A 16,500-nucleotide genomic window follows, 5' to 3' on the forward strand; every position below is an offset into this window, starting at 1 on the left:
AGCTCTCTGCTGGCAGCTCGACCGTCTAGGCGTCCGTGACTCGCAGCAGCACCGTCATCGCATGGCTGCCGGGCCACAGCGCGTGCTCGGGCCGCACGTCCATGCCGCACGTGCGCGACCCGAGGCCGTGCTGGGCCGCGTCGAGGTAGAGGTAGGTGCGGCTCGGTGACGGCAGCTCGTGCTGGTGCCGGGCGACGTCGAGCTCTTGGGCGGTGTGGCGTACCAGCGTGAACCCGGGACGTGTCCCGAGGGTGCCAGGTCGTGCGCCTGAGCTGTCGGCGATCGTCCGGACCCGGAGCGTCGGGACGTGCTCGCCGGAGGTGACGAGCTCGCGCAGGTCGGGACGGTGGCCTGTCTCCTGGGGGACCGCGTACGGCTCGGCGAGCTCGTCGACGAGCGACGCGAACCGGCCGATGCGCGCAGCGGAGCGGGAGTCCGCGTATGCCTCACCAGGCCCGCTGCCGAACCATGCGACCTCGTCGAACCCGAGGGGCAGGTCGAGGCGCACGCCGATGCGAGGCCACGTGCAGTCCCACCCGTTCGACGCTTCGAAGCTGATGTGGACCTCGAGCTCGTCGTCGAGCCAGCGGTAGGTGAGGGTCGTCCCCAGCCAGAGTGCGGTACCCGCCGCCCCGGAACGCAGATGCACGACGACGGCGTCGTCTCGTGTCTCGACGTCGCGGACGCGATGCTCGAGCCGGTCGAGGCCGCGTTCGCGCCAGCGCGCGGCGGCTGACGGCTGGGCGAGCGACTCCGGGGAGGGAACGTCTCCCGAGGTGGCAGGGTCGACAACCTCGTAGCCTGGCCCTCCCGTGGCGGAGTCGTTCTCCGTCGGTGCGCGCCACAGCTCGGGCTGCGGACCGTCGACGTCGAGGGATCCGATGCGCAGGAGTGCGCCGGTGTCGCGGTCGAACCACGCCTCTCCGAGGCGCAGCGCACCTCCGGGGGCGTCGATCCCGGCGGGCATGTCGGTGGCGCTGACCACCTGAGGCGCCGCCGTGCCGTGCCGGCGCCGCGGCGCGGGCGCCGGATCGAGCCCGACGAGGTGCGGGTCGATCGCCACCTGGTGCCAGGCGACGACGTGCCCGGCGGGGGCCCAGGGCGTGGCCTCACGGAGCGCAGCCGTGAGCGTCAGGAACACCTCGGAGCCCGGCTCGTGGCGTCGTGCGTCGAGAGCGGGTGGCTGCCAGGTGGTGCTGCGCGCCTCGCCCGCGGGGACGTCTGGCAGGTCGAGAGCGCCGTCGGCAACCTCGTGCCCGTCCACCTCGAGGGTCCACGTGACGTCGAGGTCCGCGGTCGACGCGAACGCGCGACGGTTGCGCAGGGTCGCCTGACCGGCGTCGAACGACAGCCGCACTGGTGCGATGACGGCGGCGAGCTCTGCGAGCGCGGGCGACGGCACGTCGTCGGACCTGACGAGGCCGTCCATGACGAAGCTGCCGTCGTGGACGGGTTCCCCGAAGTCGCCGCCATACGCGTAGAACGGCACGCCGTCACCGGTCGTCGTGAGGATGCCGTGGTCACGCCACTCCCACACGAACGCGCCGTGGAAGCGGTCCGAGGAGTCGAACAGCTCTTCGTATGCCTCGAGAGCGCCTGGCCCGTTGCCCATCGCGTGCGCGTACTCGCACAGCAGGAAGGGTTGCGCGCGCAGGCGGGCGGCCTGCGCGGGGGCGGTGACGCCGAAGATCTCGCCGGACTCACCGAGGATCGCACGCACCTCCTCGAGCGTGGGGTACATCCGGGAGTACACGTCGGTGTACGCCCCGGTGCGGTCGCCCTCGTAGTGGACGGGGCGGGACGGGTCGCGGCCGTGCACCCAGCTCGACATGGCCGCGAGGTTGGATCCGGTGCCGGACTCGTTCCCGAGCGACCACATGATGACCGACGGATGGTTCTTGTCGCGTTCGACCGTGCGCTGGATACGGTCGAGGAAGGCGTCGCGCCAGCGAGGGTCGTCGCTCTCGGTGTCGAGCGTGCCGACGAGCTCGAAGCCGTGCGTCTCGAGGTCGCACTCGTCGACGACCCAGAAGCCGAGCTCGTCCGCGAGGTCGAGGACGCGCGGGTGCGGCGGGTAGTGCGCGGTGCGGATCGCGTTGATGTTGTGGCGCTTCATGAGCGCCATGTCGGCGCGGGCATGGGCCTCGTCGAAGACTCGGCCCCGTACCGGGTGGGTCTCGTGCCGGTTGACGCCTCGCATGACGATGCGCTGGCCGTTCACGGTGAAGCGCGCCCCGTCGATGCGGACCGTGCGGAACCCCAGCCTGAGGCTGACGGTCTCGCCCGGCGAGGAGACCTGGGCGTCGTAGAGGCGGGGAGTTTCGGCGGTCCAGGGCTCCGCCGGGACGCGGACGGGGGCGACGTCGGAGGGCGCGTCCCAGCGGACGTCCACGCCGAGCTCGGGAACGGTGAGCGTCACGGGCCAGGCGCTCGGGCTCGCGGCGATGTCGAGGTCGATCTCGCCGGTGCCGGCGACGTGGTCGTAGCCGGTGCGAGCCCACACGTCGTCGAGCGCGCCGACCGGCCGGGCGAGCAGGGTGACCGAGCGGAAGATCCCGGGCAGCCACCACTGGTCCTGGTCTTCGAGGTAGGTGGCGTCGGACCACTGGTGGACGCGCACGACCAGGACGTTGCGGCCGGGCCGGACGAGGCCTGTGACATCAAGCTCGTGGACGAGCCTGCTGCCCTTGACGACGCCGACCTCGGACCCGTTGAGCCATACGCGGCAGGCCGACTCGACGCCGTCGAGCCGCAGGAGGACGCGTTCGGCGTCGCGCCAGGCGTCCTCGTCGGGGAGGTCGAAGGTGCGGCGGTGGTCGGCGGTCGGGTTCGTGCGGGGGACGTGCGGTGGGTCGACCGGGAACGGGTACTGGACGTTCGTGTACCAGGGCCGCCCGCGGGTGCCCTCCCCGGTGAGGACCCAGTGCGAGGGGACGGTGATGGTCTCCCAGCCGGAGTCGTCGAGGAGCACGTCCCAGGGTGGTTCCGTGGCGTCGCTGGCAGGGTCGGCGACGTCGTGCAGCCGGAACCGCCAGGTCCCGTCGAGCTGCAGCGACGGTGCGTCGGTCGGGAGCCACGCGCGTGCGGGCAGGACGCGTCCGGCGTTGGGGGTGCGGTCGGACAGGTACGTCGGTTCGGTCACGTGCGTCATCTCCGTCGATGGCAGGTGCGTGGGTCAGGGTGCTCGAGCGTCAGCCTGCCGGGCGCGTCGCGTCGGCGGCAGCCCGAGCGGCTGCCGGCAGCGCGTCGACGATGCGCCCGACCGCGTCCGCGTCGTGCGCGGCCGTGAGGAACCACGCCTCGAAGACGGACGGCGGGAGAGCGACGCCGGCGTCGAGCATCGCGTGGAAGAACGGCGGGTAGCGCCACGCCTCCTGTGCCTGCACGGCCGCGTAGTCGCGCGGGCCCGGGATCCCGGAGGCATCAGCCGTCGGCTCCCCGAACGCGAACGAGAAGAGCGAGCCGGCCCGCTGCACGGTGTGGGCCACGCCGGCCCCGGCGAGGGCGGCGCTCACCGCCTCGGACACGACGTCGGCGGCGCGGTCGACGTGCTCGTACACCGCCGTGTCGGCCGCCCGCAGCGTCGCGAGGCCTGCCGCGACCGCGACCGGGTTCCCCGAGAGGGTGCCCGCCTGGTAGACGGGACCGAGCGGCGCAAGGTGGTCCATGATCGCCGCCGGGCCGCCGAGCGCGGCGACCGGCATGCCGCCGCCGATGACCTTGCCGAACGTGAAGATGTCCGGCGCCCAGCCCTCGGCGGCGCCCTCGAGCCCCCACCAACCGCTCGCGGAGACGCGGAAGCCCGTGAGCACCTCGTCGAGGATCAGCAGCGCGCCCTGCGCCTGGGTGATGGTGCGCAGCCCGGCGTTGAAGCCGGGGTTCGGCGCGACGACGCCCATGTTCGCGGGTGCCGCCTCCGTGATGACGGCGGCGATGTCGCTGCCGCGCGCCGCGAAGACCGCCTCGACCGCGGCGAGGTCGTTGTACGGCAGCACGATCGTCTCCGCGGCCGCCGCGGCAGTCACTCCCGCGGAGCCGGGCATCGCGAGCGTCGCCAGCCCGGATCCCGCCGATGCGAGGAGCGCGTCGACGTGACCGTGGTAGCAGCCCGCGAACTTCACGATCAGCGGCCGCCCGGTCACGCCGCGCGCGAGGCGGACGGCCGTCATCGTCGCCTCGGTCCCCGTCGAGACGAGCCGCAGCTTCTCGACGGCGGGCACCCGGGCGATCACGGCGTCGGCCAGCTCGGCCTCCGCGCACGTCGGCGCGCCGAACGACAGGCCGCGCGCCGCGGCCTCCTGCACCGCGGCGACGACCGCCGGGTGCGCGTGCCCGAGGAGCGCAGGCCCCCACGACGCGACGAGGTCGACGTACTCGCGTCCCTCGACATCGGTCACGTAGGCGCCGCGCGCCGAGGCGATGAGCCGCGGTGTCCCGCCGACCGATCCGTACGCCCGCACGGGCGAGCTCACCCCGCCGGGCAGCACGCTGCGGGCGTGCGCGAACGCGGCCTCGTTGGTCGTGGCGTCGGACGTGGAGGTCACAGCAGCTCCTGGATAGCAGGGTTCGTGGCCGCCTCGACGGCCCAGTACGTCAGCGTCGTGTCGGCGCCCGCACGCCGGATCGCGACGAGCGACTCGGCGATCGCGCGCTCGCGGTCGATGTAGCCGATCGCGGCGGCCGCCTCGAGCATCGCGTACTCGCCGCTCACCTGGTACGCGGCGACGGGCACCTCGGAGGTTGCAGCGACGTCGGCGAGAACGTCGAGGTAGGGGCCGGCGGGCTTGACCATGACGATGTCCGCGCCCTCGGCGATGTCGAGCCCGACCTCGAGCGCAGCCTCCCGGCGGTTGCCGGGGTTCATCTGGTAGGCGCGGCGGTCGCCCTCGAGGGTCGACTCGACGGCCTCGCGGAACGGCCCGTAGAACGCCGACGCGTACTTCGCGGCGTACGCGAGCACGGCCGTGCTCGTGAAGCCGGCCTCGTCGAGGGCCTCGCGCACGGCGGCGACCTGGCCGTCCATCATCCCCGACAGCCCGACGACGTCGGCCCCGCGCTCCGCGTGCTGCACCGCCATCGTGGCGTAGCGCCCGAGCGTCGCATCGTTGTCGACGGAGCCGTCCGCGGCGAGCAGGCCGCAGTGCCCGTGGTCGGTGAACTCGTCGAGGCACACGTCGGTCATGACGACGAGCGCGTCACCGACCTCCGCGACGACGTCCTCGACGGCGACGTTGAGGACGCCGTCCGGTGCGGTCGCGCCCGAGCCGACGGCGTCGCGCTCGAGCGGCACGCCGAACAGCATGATCCCGCCGATGCCCGCCTCGGCCGCGCGCGCCGCCTCGCGGCGCAGCGAGTCGCGGCTGTGCTGCACGACGCCCGGCATCGACCCGATCGGCGCAGGCTCGTCCAGGCCTTCCTTGAGGAACACGGGCAGGACGAGCTCACGCGGGTGGACGCGCGTCTCCGCGACGAGTGCCCGCAGCGCGGGCGTGCGGCGCAGCCTGCGCGGACGGTGGAACGGGGTGGGAGCGGCGTTCATGGCGTGTGCCTCTCGTCGGGGTCGGGTGCAGCGGTCCCTGCGGGCCCAGGACCAGCCTGCCAGGGGCGTGCGTCGGCTGTGCTTCGTGCGACCGCCGTCCGGACGGCGGCGACGAGCGCCGGGACGTCGGGCGTCGCGGCCTCGTGGGTGATCGTCTGGCCGAGCGCGGCAGCGGTCTCGGTCGTGCGCGGCCCGATCGACACGAGCAGGGGGGCCGCGCCGTCGGGCGCGACGCGCGTCCACGTCTCGGCGGTGCTCGACGACGTGAGGACGACGACGTCGACGTCCGCCGCGTCGTCGGGCAGGCCAGTCGCGGTCTCGGTGACGTACGCGTCCGGGGCGTCGACCGTCCAGCCGGCGGCCCGCAGGCCGTCGACGAGCTCAGGCCGCGCGATCGACGAGCGCGGCGCGAACGCGGCCGCGGGCTCCTCGCCGCGCAGCGCAGCGAGCAGCCCTGTCGCGGTGCGGTCCCACTCGGGAGTCACGTCCACGCGCAGGCCCGCGGCGCGGGCGCGTCGCCCGGTCGACGGCCCGACGACGGCCACCCGCGTGCGCTCCGGGACCTCGCCGAGGCCGTGGTCGACGAGAGCGTCGACCGTCCGCTCCGACGTGAGGACCAGCCACCCGTACGCGCCGTCGGCGAGGCGGCGCAGGCCCTCGCGCAGCGGCGCGACGTCGTCGGGGTCGCGGAAGGAGATGAGCGGTGCGACGACCGGCTCGAGCCCCGCCGCCGTCAGCGCGTCGGCGAGCTCGCGGCCCGGGCGGCCACCGCGCGGGACGAGGACGCGCACGCGCCGGGCCGCCTCGTCGGTCGACGGCTCGCTCATCGCAGCGGCGCGATGTCTGCCGCGCCCAGGTCGAGGAGCAGGTCGGCGAGGTCGGCACCGAGGGTCGCCGCGCTCTGCACGTCGTGCACGAGGCTCGCGGTGAGCTCCTCGTCCGTCGGACGTGGTTCGCCGGGCAGCCAGGCGGCGCTGCAGACGGAGGAGGCGCCGTGGCGCAGCACGCGCGTCCCGTCGAGGGACGCGACGACGGCCTGCAGCTCGAGGGTGCGGCCGTCGTCGGACACGGTGCCGAGAGCGCCGACGGGCGCGGCACACCCGGCCTCGAGCCGGGCGAGGAGCGTGCGCTCCGCGGTCGCGGCGAGGCGGGTCGGGATGTGGTCGAGCGCCGCGACACCGGGGAACGACGCCCCCGCGCGCTGCTCGACGGCGAGCACGCCCTGGCCGGGCGCGGGCATCATCACGTCGGGTGCGAGCACCTCGGAGACGACGTCGGAGCGCCCGAGCCGGGCGAGCCCGGCGGCAGCGAGGACGACGGCGTGCAGGTCGGCGTCCGCACCCAGGGCCCGCGCGAGGCGCGTCTCGACGTTGCCGCGGATGTCGACGACCTCGAGGTCGGGGCGCGCTGCGAGGAGCTGCGCCTTGCGGCGCGGCGACCCGGTCCCGACCCGAGCCCCGCGCGGCAGCCCCGCGAGGTCGAGCCCGTCGCGCGCGCACAGCGCGTCGAGCGGCGACACCCGCTCGGGCGTCGCGACGATCTCGAGCCCGGGCGCGGGCGCTGTGGGCAGGTCCTTGAGCGAGTGCACGGCGAGGTCGCACACGTCGGCGAGCAGCGCGTCGCGCAAGGCCGTGACGAACACGCCCGTCCCGCCGAGCTGCGCGAGCGAGGCACGGCTGCGGTCGCCCTCGGTCGTCACCGGCACGGTCTTGACGCGCACGTCCACGCCCGCTGCCGCGGCCGCCGACGTGAGCGCGTCCGCGACGTGCCCCGTTTGCGTGCGCGCGAGCGCCGAAGCACGCGTGCCGATCCGGACGGTCGTGGCGGTCACGGCGCCTCACCCGCGACCGCGGGCAGCGGTTCCGCGACCGGGTTGAGGCAGCAGCCGGGACGGCAGACGTCGTACCAGGGGCCGAGCGCCGTCGCCGAGCCGCAGCGTCCGCCCGCCGGGGCGGTCGACCCGTCCGCCGTCGTGACGAGGGTGCGCTCGGCGACCAGGTCGACGAGCCCGCGCACGAAGGCCGGGTGCACGCCCGGCGTCGGCACGCGCTCGGCGAGGATCGCGTGCTCGCGCGCCGTCGTCATCGCCTCGTTGTCGAGGTCCCACAGGACCTCCATGTGGTCCGACACGAAGCCGAGCGGGACGATCACGAGCGCATCGACGGCCTGGTCGTCCTCCGGGTCCTCCCGCTCGGCGACCGGCCGGGCGAGCTCCTCGATGCGGTCGTTGATGTCGGGCTCGAGCCACGGCGTGCGCGGGTTGCCCGAGCGCGACTGGTAGACGAGCTCCCACGGCACGGTCGTGTCGACGGCTTCCATGATCGCGTCGGCGACCGCGTAGTGCTGCGCGTCGTACGCGCCGCCCTCGGCCCACGGGATCTCGTACTCGCCCTCGTCGTCCGTCCCGGTCTGCGGGCCGGTCGCGGACGCCGCAGCCGTCGGGATCGAGTGGGTCGCGAACAGGACGCGCACGCCGTCGGGAGCGACGCCGTCCTGGGCGCGCAGACGCTCGAGCGCCCCGCGCACGCCCTCGACGAACGGCTCGACGAAGCCGGGGGAGTCGTAGAACTGGCGCACCTTGTCGATCGTCACCCGACCGGTCTGCCCGGCCTCCTCGATCGCGGCGGCGAGGTCCTCGCGGTACTGCCGGCAGCCCGAGTAGGAGGAGTACGCCGCGGTCACGACGGCGAGCAGGCGCGTGTGGCCGTTCTCGGCCGCCTCGGCGATCGTGTCGGGCAGGTACGGGTCCCAGTTGCGGTTGCCCCAGTAGACCGGCAGGTCGAGCCCTCGGGCCTCGAGCTCTGCGACGAGCGCGGCGCGCAGGTCCCGGTTCTGCTGGTTGATCGGTGAGACGCCGCCGTGGGCGCGGTAGTGCACGGCGACCTCTTCGAGGCGCTCGTCGGGGATGCCGCGGCCGCGCGTGACGTTGCGCAGGTACGGGATGACGTCGTCCTGCCCCTCGGGGCCTCCGAAGCCGACGAGGAGCACGGCGTCGTACGCGACGGGCTCGGCGGGCTGCGGGGTGGGGAGGGCCTCGCGGAGGGCCGCGAGGTAGTCGTCGAGGCCGACCTCGACGAGACCGTGCTCGTCGTCGGGCGCGCCGCCGCAGCCTCCGTCGCCGCACGCGCAGGCGTGGGGCGCGGCGTCCGGCGCGACGGTCTCGGGCTCGCCGGGCGTGCGGGCGTCCGGGGTGGGGAGGTCGGCGGCGCTCATGCCTGACCCACCAGGATCTCGGCGAGCTCGGCGGAGCCGACGCGCCGCCCTGTGTAGAACGGCAGCTCGTCGCGGACGTGCCTGCGCGCTTCCGTGTACCTCAGGTGCCGCATGAGGTCGACGAGGTCGGTGAGCTCGTCCGCCTCGAGGCCGAGGAGCCACTCGTAGTCGCCGAGCGAGAACGCGGAGACGGTGTTGGCGAGCACCTGCGGGTAGTCGCGGCCCTTGCGTCCGTGGTCGGCGAGCATCGTGCGCCGCTCCTCCTCGGGCAGCAGGTACCACTCGTAGGACCGCACGAACGGGTAGACGGTGAGCCACGCGGCGGGCGGGACGTCGCGCATGAACGCGGGCAGGTGGCGGGCGGTGAACTCGGCGGGGCGGTGCACCCCGAGCGCGTTCCACGTCGGCAGCAGTGCGCCGAGCAGCTCGGTGCGGCGCAGCGTGCGCAGGGCGGCCTGCAGACCCTCGGCGGTGGGGCCCGTCAGCCAGACGATGACGTCGGAGTCGGCGCGCAGCCCGGACGCGTCGTACGTGCCGCGCAGCCTGACCTCCTCGGGGAGGCGTGCGACGACGGCGTCGAGCTCGGCGGCGAGCTCGGCCGGGACAGCGCCGGCTGCGACGCTGCGCGCTTCGGGCGACTCGTCGCGGCGCAGGACCGCCCAGAGCGTATACCCGACGGGCTCGGGCCCGTCGGTGTCCGGGACTGCATTTCCGTAGGCGTCCGTGGAGGTCATGATCAGTAGTCTGCGCCTTTTGTGAGGCAGGCGCGAAACGGCTGCTCAGGAATTCCGCACGTCGATTGTTCTGACACGTTGTGAAAAAACCTGGCATTCTGCTGGCCGGCCCCGCGCCCACCGCGGACACCACCACCTGACCGAGTGGCTAGACTCACGTCGCGTTCTCGACCGACCGATAGGAAGATGAACGCCGCACCCGGCCCAGGCGCCGGGCACGACGACCCGCGACCGGCACGACCACGGACGGAGGATGGGACCAGATGCTGCCCCCGCAGCTGCTCGACGAGCTCGACGAGCTGACGCACCGACTCGGCGCGGACCTCATCATGGGTCCGCGTGCTCACCACGCCTACGGCAAGTGGTTGACGGTGCACCTCGACGACGAGTCGATGGAGACGCTCGGCCAGAAGGTCTCGGTGACGTGGGTCGGCGACGACAAGGTGCGCGTCGAGGCTGGGTTCGCGATCAAGGTCGAGGTCGCCGCGCTCGCGGGCTCCGGCAAGCGCAGCGAGGCCGCCGCGTTCGTCGAGGCGCTCCTGACCGGAGGCGTGCGCGAGGGCGTCGTCCGCGACGTCGCCGGCGGCTGGTCCCGCCTCGTGTGGGAAGGTTCCAGCCCGTCGTTCCGGTGGACCGAGGCGAGCCCGACGCCGGACGAGCACGTCTTGTGGCGCCGCACCCTGGGCATGCCGCGCAGCGGCCGCACCCCGATGGACGCGACCGCATGATCCCCGTGACCCCTGACGACGACCCGGCCTGGGTCTCCGCGGTCGAGCGCCTCGACGCGCTCGCGACCCGCGTCGCCTGGAACGTGTCCCAGCCGCGCTCCGGAAGCGTCGTGCTGTCCGACGCCGCGGGCCACAGCATGACCATCACCTGGTACGACGCCGACACGGCGCGGGTCGAGAGCGGCGAGCTCCTCTCGACCCTCGTGCCACTGTCGTCCGACCGTCCCTCGGGCGACGACCTGATCGACCACGTCACCGCGATCGCGCGCGGCCGCGCCGCCGAGGGCGTCGTGCTGACGTCGGACAGCGCGGCGTGGGCGTCGGTCGTGACGATCGTCGAGGGAACCGACCACCTGTGGCGCAGCGGCGAGCTGATGCGGGGCACCCCCGTCCTGTGGCGCCGCATGACGCCGTGGACCCCCGTCGCCCGTCCGCCGAAGTCGGACGAGCAGCCGTCGGTGGACGCGCCGACCGCCTAGGCGGTCATCTGCGCGGCCGTGCGCCGCGCGTCCGCGACGACGGCGGACAGCCCGGTCCCCGCGACCCACGCCCCTGCCACGTGCAGCCCCGGGACCTGCCCGACGGCGTCGCGCAGCCGCGCCACGCGCGCACGGTGCCCGGTGGCCGCGAACGGCAGCGCGCTCGCGAACCGCACCACCTTCGCCCCGACCACGTGCGCGGGGGTGAGGGGCACCCCGAGGAGCTGGCCCGCGTCGTGCAGCGCGGTGCGCTCGAGCGACGTCGCGGAGGCGTCGCCCGGGTCGGGCTCCCCGCCGAGCCGGCCGTACGAGAGCCGCAGGACGTGGTGCCCGGGCGGCAGGGCGTCGGCGACCCACGACCACTTGGCGCTCGCGTGCGTGAGCGCCTTCGCGCGGATGCCGTGCGCCGCGTTCGTCCCCGCGGCGACGAGGACGCCCGTCCCGCGCGGCGCGGCGTCGAGCGCGGGCGCGTCGAGGACGAGCGTGACGAGGTTGACGTGACCGCGCGGCACGGGCGGGATCGTCTCGGCGGGGACGTAGGGCGCGAGGAGGCGCCCCGCGTCGATCGAGGTCGTCGCGACGACCACGTCGTCGGCCTCGACCGTTGCGGCGGACGACGCGCCGACGGCGGCCTCGAACGAGCCGGGGCGTGACGGCCCGACGACGTGCACGGCCCAGCCGTCGTCGGTCCGCTCGAGCCGCGCGACGCGCGTCGCCGTGCGCACCTCGACGCCGAGGGCGTCGAGGTCGGCGAGCAGCGCGGTGACCATCCGGTGCATGCCGCCGCGCAGCCCGGCGACGGCCGCTCCCGCCGGCGCGGCCTGGCGCAGCGCCGAGGCCGCCGCGACGAGGGAGCCGTGCCGTGCGACGCCGTCGCGCAGGCCGGGCGCGACAGCGTCGACGTCGAGCAGGTCCGCCGACGTCGAGTGGACCCCGCCCGCGACGGGCGCGACGAACGTGCGCAGCACGCGCGTGCCGAGGCGGGCCCGCACGAGATGGCCGACGGACACGCCGGCGTCCCCTCGCGTGCCGACGCGCGCGGGCAGGGCGGCGTCGAGCCGAGCGCGCAGCCACGCGCGCGTGCCGAGGGCACGACGCACGTCGGCCAGGTCCCCCGGGATGCCGAGCACGCCCGAGCGCGGCAGCCGGGTCAGGACGTCCGGCGACCGCACCCACGCGGACGCGGCCGACGGCGCGACGACGTCGTCGGCGAGGCCCAGCTCGGCGAGGAGGTCGGGCACGGCCGGCGAGCGCGTCGCGAACGACTCGGCACCCGCGTCGAGCGTGACCTGCGCGAACGGCGACGAGGCGGGGCACTGCGGCTCCGCGCCGTCGATACCGCCGCGCGTCACCGTGACCTGGCCGACGCACCCGCCCGCGTGCTCGCGCGCCTCGAGGACGACGACGTCGCGGCCCGCGCGGGCCAGGTCGCGCGCGAGGACGAGGCCGGCGACCCCGCCCCCGACGACGACCGCGCGTCCGCTCACGACAGCTCCTCGGGCCGCGCCTCGTGGACCGTGCCGACGACCGCCGTGAGCACGTCCGGGTCGGCGTCCGGGGGCACGCCGTGCCCGAGGTTGACGACATGCGCGGGCGCCGCGAGGCCCCGGCGCAGGACGTCGTGGACGTGCGCCTCGAGCGTCGCGGGCGGCGTGAACAGCAGCGCCGGGTCGATGTTCCCCTGGAGCGGAGTGCGGTGACCGAGGAGCTTCGACGCCTCGTCGAGCGGCGTGCGGTGGTCGACACCGACGACGTCGGCGCCGACGTCGCGCATCGCCTCGAGCAGGTGGCCCGTGCCCGTCCCGAAGTGCACGACGGGGACGCGCACGTCGAGGGCGCGGACGCCCTCGAGCGCGAGCGCGGAGAACGGCGCGACGGACGCCTCGTAGTCCGCGAGGGACAGCGACCCGGCCCACGAGTCGAAGAGCTGCACGGCGCTCGCGCCGGCGCGCACCTGGGTGACGAGGAACGCGCCCGTCACGCTCGCGCACCAGGTGAGGAGCCGTGCCCACAGCTCGGGGTCCGCGTGCATGAGCGCACGGGCGGCGAGGTGGTCGCGCGACGGCCTGCCCTCGACGAGGTAGGCGGCGAGCGTGAACGGTGCCCCGCCGAACCCGATGAGCGGGGTGTCGCCCGTGCCGCTCGCACCCGGGTCGGCGGCAAGACCGGCGACCGCGAGCTCGACCGCCTCGCGCACGGGGGCGAGCGCCTCCTCGGTGAGCTCGAGGGCCTCGAGCCGAGCGACGTCGTCGGCCATGCGCACGGGAGCGCCGAGGACGGGGCCGACGCCGGGCGCGATGTCGACGTCGACGCCGGCGAGGCGCAGGGGCACGACGATGTCGGAGAAGAACACGGCCGCGTCGACGCGGTGGCGGCGTACCGGCTGGAGCGTGATCTCGGCGGCGAGGTCCGGCCGCAGGCAGGACTCGATCATGCCGACGCCGTCGCGGACGCGGCGGTACTCGGGCAGGGAGCGGCCTGCCTGCCGCATGAACCACACCGGTGTGACGTCGGGCCGCTGGCCCTGAAATGCGCGGACAAGGCGCGAATTTTCTGTCGTCCCGTCAGTTAGCGGGTGGTTCTTCGAGACGCTCATCACGCGATTGTGCCCTGATTTCTCGTCGGTGATTGAATCGTGCCTGACGTGAACATCTTCTCCTTTGCGGCATCCCACCACGACCTGGGGCTCGACGAGCTCGAGGAGCTCAGTGGTGCCTCCGGAGACCTGGGGCAGACGCTCGTCGAAGACCGGTCCCACGCCGACGGCGTGGTCGTGCTCGCGACCTGCAACCGCTTCGAGGTCTACGTCGACGCACCCGGCGACGTCGGCCCCGGCGAGGTCGCCGCCCTCGTCGCCAGCCGCGTCGCGGACGCCACGGGCCTCTCCCACGACGACGTGCGCGCCGCGCTCACCCCACGCACCGGGCACGACGCCGTGCGGCACCTCCTGGAGGTCGCGTCAGGTCTCGACTCGATGGTCGTCGGCGAGCGGGAGATCGCCGGGCAGGTGCGCCGCTCCCTGGGCGCCGCGCGGTCGCGCGGCACGACGAGCCCCGACCTCGAGCGGCTCTTCGCCCACGCCACCCGCGTCTCGCGGCGCATCGAGGCCGCGACAGGCCTCGGTGCCGTCGGTCGTTCGATCGTCGGCGTGGGGCTCGACCTCGTCGGCGAGCACCTCGGGCCGTGGCGCCTGACGCGCGCCGTCCTCATCGGCACCGGCTCGTACGCGGGCGCGTCCCTCGCGGCGCTCCGCGCCCGCGGCTGCCACGACGTGCGCGTCTACTCGCGCTCCGGACGCGCGGCGGACTTCGCGCGCGCCCGCGGCGTCGCCGCGATCGAACCCGGTGGCCTCGTGGACGCGCTCGCCGACGCCGACCTCGTCGTCTCGTGCTCAGGCCGTATCGGCACGGTCCTCGACGCCGCCGCCGTGCGCACCGCGCGCGAGCGCGCCGCCGAGCAGGCCGAGCGGCTCGCGCACGCGCCCGACCCGACGCCGCGCCCGCTCGTCGTCCTCGACCTCGCCCTCCAGCGCGACGTCGAGGCGGACGTCGCCGACATCGACGGGGTCCTGCTGCTGGACCTCGCGAACATCCGCGCCCACGCCCCTGCGGCTGGCGCCGAACCCGTGCGGCGCGCGCACCAGATCGTCGGCACGGGCGTCGTCGAGCTCGACCAGCTCGAGCTCGCGCGACGCGTCGACCTCGCCGCCCTCCCGCAGATCCGCGCCGCCCACGAGGACGCCGCGGCCCGGCTCGACGCCGCTCGCGCCGCCCGTGCCGCCCGCGGCGTCGAGGGGGCGGACGAGCGTCGCGCAGAGCGTGCCGCCCGCCGCGCCGCAGCCGCCGAGCGGCACGCGCGGATCATGGCGGCGAAGGCTGCGGCGCGCGCAGCGATCGTGCGCGGCTGACCACGGGAAAGTGCGTTCCTGACGCCGCCTGCCGGCTGGGAGGAGGCCCTCTCAGACCCTGCGGTTAGGGTGGACAAGTCCCCCGAACCTCACGAAGGACCCGCTGTGAACGAGCACCCCGTCTCGAGCCCGCCCGCCCAAGCGCCTGACCAGGGGAGACGACGCAGGCAGCGCCCGCTCGGCCTGCTCGTCGCGCTCCTCGTGGCCGTCGGCACCGCGATCGTGCCAGGTTCCGGCGCGACCGTCGCCGAGGCGGCGAAGGATCCCAACACGATCACGAAGACGCCGCTCGGGAACTTCGACCCCGGCAACCTCATCACCGACGAGGTCTTCTTCACGGGCTCCGCGCTGTCCGCGGGGCAGGTGCAGGCCTTCCTCAAGAGCAAGGTCGCCAAGTGCGCCGCGACCGACGGCCCCAAGTGCCTCAAGGACTTCACGACGACGACGAAGTCCGTCCCGAAGAACGCCTACTGCAAGGCCTACAAGGGGGCGAAGAACGAGAAGGCGTCGGCGATCATCGCGAAGGTCGGCAAGGCGTGCGGCGTGAGCCCCAAGGTCCTGCTCGTCCTGCTCCAGAAGGAGCAGTCGCTCGTCACGTCGACCGCTCCGACGCAGCGGCAGTACGACTTCGCGACCGGTTTTGCGTGCCCCGACGACGGCGGTTGCAACCCCGAGAACGCGGGCTTCTTCAACCAGGTCTACGGCGCAGCCCGGCAGTTCCAGCGGTATGCCGTCGCGAAGGACGTCTACAGCTGGCGGCCCGCAGGCAAGGTTCACGAGATCCAGTACCACCCGAACACCTCGTGCGGGACGCAGACCGTCCTCATCAAGAACAAGGCGACGGCCGGCCTGTACTACTACACGCCCTACGTCCCCAACGCCGCCGCCCTCAAGGACCTCAACGGCAACGGCGACCTCTCGAACAAGAACACCCCGAACTGCTCCTCGTTCGGCAACCGCAACTTCTGGCGTGGCTTCACCGAGTGGTTCGGCTCGACGAGCATCGCCGTGACGGGCACCGTGCAGAAGGCATGGCTCGCGAACGGGGGCCTGGACGGCACGTTCGGCAAGCAGACGAAGTCGCAGGTCTGCTCGAAGAACGGCCGCTACTGCGTCCAGACGTTCGCCGGCGGCACCCTCGCCTCGAACAAGACCACGGGCATCGCGATGCCCAAGGGCGCAGTCCGCACCGCATGGGTCAAGCAGAAGTCGCAGAAGGGCGCCCTCGGCTGGCCCGCTGCGGCCGTGAGCTGCCGCAAGAAGGACGACACGTGCGTCCAGCGCTTCACCGGCGGCTACGTCGCGCAGGGCAGGTCCACCGGGACGCGCGTCGTCTCCGGCGGTATCGCGAAGGCGTGGAAGGCCTCCAAGACCCGCAACGGCGCGCTCAAGATGCCGCGTGCGAACGCCAAGTGCACCAAGGCCGGGACGCGTTGCACGCAGAAGTTCCAGGGCGGCTACGCGACCGCGCACTCCAAGTACGGCAACCGCGCCGTCGTCGGCAAGATCGCCACGCGCTGGGCGAAGGCCAAGCTGAACAAGGGTTCGCTCGGCTGGCCGACGAAGAACCAGAAGTGCTCGAAGGTCAAGGGCGGCAAGGCGTGCTACCAGTACTTCAGCGGCGGCGCGATCGCCTCGCACCCCCGCTACGGCACGCGCGCGCTGACGGGGAAGATCGGCAAGGCCTGGGTCAAGACGCAGAAGGCCGGCAAGTCGATCGGCTGGCCCACGGGTGGCCGCAAGTGCACCACCAAGAAGGGCGTGAAGACCTGCACCCAGAAGTTCACGAAGGGCAAGATCACGTACAAGGGCAAGGGCGCGGCCAAGGTCGTGCGCTCGAAGCGCTGAGCAGCCGCAGCTCCCGAACGACGACGGCCTCCGTCCCCCTCACGGGAGGACG

The 16,500-nt window shown here is 74.0% G+C and carries 13 protein-coding genes; 4 read left to right on the forward strand and 9 right to left on the reverse strand.

Annotated elements, in window-relative coordinates; genetic code table 11:
- Nucleotides 1-25 precede the first annotated feature (25 nt).
- Genes ATL41_RS08710 through hemQ form a run of 7 tightly spaced genes read right to left on the reverse strand, consistent with a single transcriptional unit; the run spans nucleotide 26 to nucleotide 9,486 of the window.
- Nucleotides 26-3,151: a glycoside hydrolase family 2 TIM barrel-domain containing protein gene (locus ATL41_RS08710; protein ID WP_098458128.1), complete on the reverse strand. Its 3,126-nt coding sequence runs from the start codon at nucleotides 3,149-3,151 to the stop codon at nucleotides 26-28.
- 40 nt (nucleotides 3,152-3,191) lie between these two features.
- Nucleotides 3,192-4,544, reverse strand: a complete 1,353-nt coding sequence (gene hemL, locus ATL41_RS08715; protein WP_098458129.1) for a glutamate-1-semialdehyde 2,1-aminomutase — start codon at nucleotides 4,542-4,544, stop codon at nucleotides 3,192-3,194.
- Nucleotides 4,541-5,539: a porphobilinogen synthase gene (hemB, locus tag ATL41_RS08720; protein WP_098458130.1), complete on the reverse strand. Its 999-nt coding sequence runs from the start codon at nucleotides 5,537-5,539 to the stop codon at nucleotides 4,541-4,543. The genes hemL and hemB overlap by 4 nt, the downstream gene beginning before the upstream one ends.
- Nucleotides 5,536-6,366, reverse strand: coding sequence for a uroporphyrinogen-III synthase (locus ATL41_RS08725; RefSeq protein WP_098458131.1), 831 nt, complete (start codon nucleotides 6,364-6,366; stop codon nucleotides 5,536-5,538). Before ATL41_RS08725 ends, hemB begins: the two co-directional genes overlap by 4 nt.
- Complete coding sequence (gene hemC, locus ATL41_RS08730; protein WP_098458132.1) at nucleotides 6,363-7,370, reverse strand: hydroxymethylbilane synthase; 1,008 nt, start codon at nucleotides 7,368-7,370, stop codon at nucleotides 6,363-6,365. The genes ATL41_RS08725 and hemC overlap by 4 nt, the downstream gene beginning before the upstream one ends.
- Entirely contained in the window at nucleotides 7,367-8,752 is a 1,386-nt protein-coding gene (locus ATL41_RS08735; RefSeq protein ID WP_098458133.1) for a ferrochelatase, read from the reverse strand. The genes hemC and ATL41_RS08735 overlap by 4 nt, the downstream gene beginning before the upstream one ends.
- Nucleotides 8,749-9,486 (reverse strand): hydrogen peroxide-dependent heme synthase, encoded by a 738-nt coding sequence (gene hemQ / locus ATL41_RS08740; RefSeq protein ID WP_098458134.1) that lies wholly within the window; start codon nucleotides 9,484-9,486, stop codon nucleotides 8,749-8,751. The genes ATL41_RS08735 and hemQ overlap by 4 nt, the downstream gene beginning before the upstream one ends.
- Nucleotides 9,487-9,749: 263 nt before the next feature.
- Between hemQ and ATL41_RS08745 the strand changes: the two genes are divergently transcribed.
- Both ATL41_RS08745 and ATL41_RS08750 read left to right on the forward strand, forming a co-directional pair.
- On the forward strand, nucleotides 9,750-10,214 hold the full coding sequence (locus tag ATL41_RS08745; protein ID WP_098458135.1) for a hypothetical protein: 465 nt from the start codon (nucleotides 9,750-9,752) through the stop codon (nucleotides 10,212-10,214).
- Nucleotides 10,211-10,693 (forward strand): hypothetical protein, encoded by a 483-nt coding sequence (locus tag ATL41_RS08750; RefSeq protein ID WP_098458136.1) that lies wholly within the window; start codon nucleotides 10,211-10,213, stop codon nucleotides 10,691-10,693. Before ATL41_RS08745 ends, ATL41_RS08750 begins: the two co-directional genes overlap by 4 nt.
- Here ATL41_RS08750 and ATL41_RS08755 read toward each other — a convergent pair.
- Together ATL41_RS08755 and hemE are read right to left on the reverse strand one after the other, a co-directional pair.
- Nucleotides 10,690-12,180 (reverse strand): protoporphyrinogen/coproporphyrinogen oxidase, encoded by a 1,491-nt coding sequence (locus ATL41_RS08755; protein ID WP_098458137.1) that lies wholly within the window; start codon nucleotides 12,178-12,180, stop codon nucleotides 10,690-10,692. The genes ATL41_RS08750 and ATL41_RS08755 overlap by 4 nt on opposite strands.
- A complete protein-coding gene (hemE, locus tag ATL41_RS08760; protein ID WP_098458138.1) occupies nucleotides 12,177-13,289 on the reverse strand; it encodes a uroporphyrinogen decarboxylase in 1,113 nt (370 codons plus the stop codon). The genes ATL41_RS08755 and hemE overlap by 4 nt, the downstream gene beginning before the upstream one ends.
- 39 nt (nucleotides 13,290-13,328) lie before the next feature.
- Here hemE and ATL41_RS08765 point away from each other — a divergent pair, with 39 nt between their 5' ends.
- Together ATL41_RS08765 and ATL41_RS08770 are read left to right on the forward strand one after the other, a co-directional pair.
- Nucleotides 13,329-14,600 (forward strand): glutamyl-tRNA reductase, encoded by a 1,272-nt coding sequence (locus tag ATL41_RS08765; protein ID WP_169924534.1) that lies wholly within the window; start codon nucleotides 13,329-13,331, stop codon nucleotides 14,598-14,600.
- Nucleotides 14,601-14,705: 105 nt separating this feature from the next.
- Nucleotides 14,706-16,448 (forward strand): LGFP repeat-containing protein, encoded by a 1,743-nt coding sequence (locus tag ATL41_RS08770; RefSeq protein ID WP_098458140.1) that lies wholly within the window; start codon nucleotides 14,706-14,708, stop codon nucleotides 16,446-16,448.
- Nucleotides 16,449-16,500 lie beyond the last annotated feature (52 nt).

It is taken from the genome of Flavimobilis soli, from assembly GCF_002564025.1.
GTDB classification, from domain to species: domain Bacteria; phylum Actinomycetota; class Actinomycetes; order Actinomycetales; family Cellulomonadaceae; genus Flavimobilis; species Flavimobilis soli.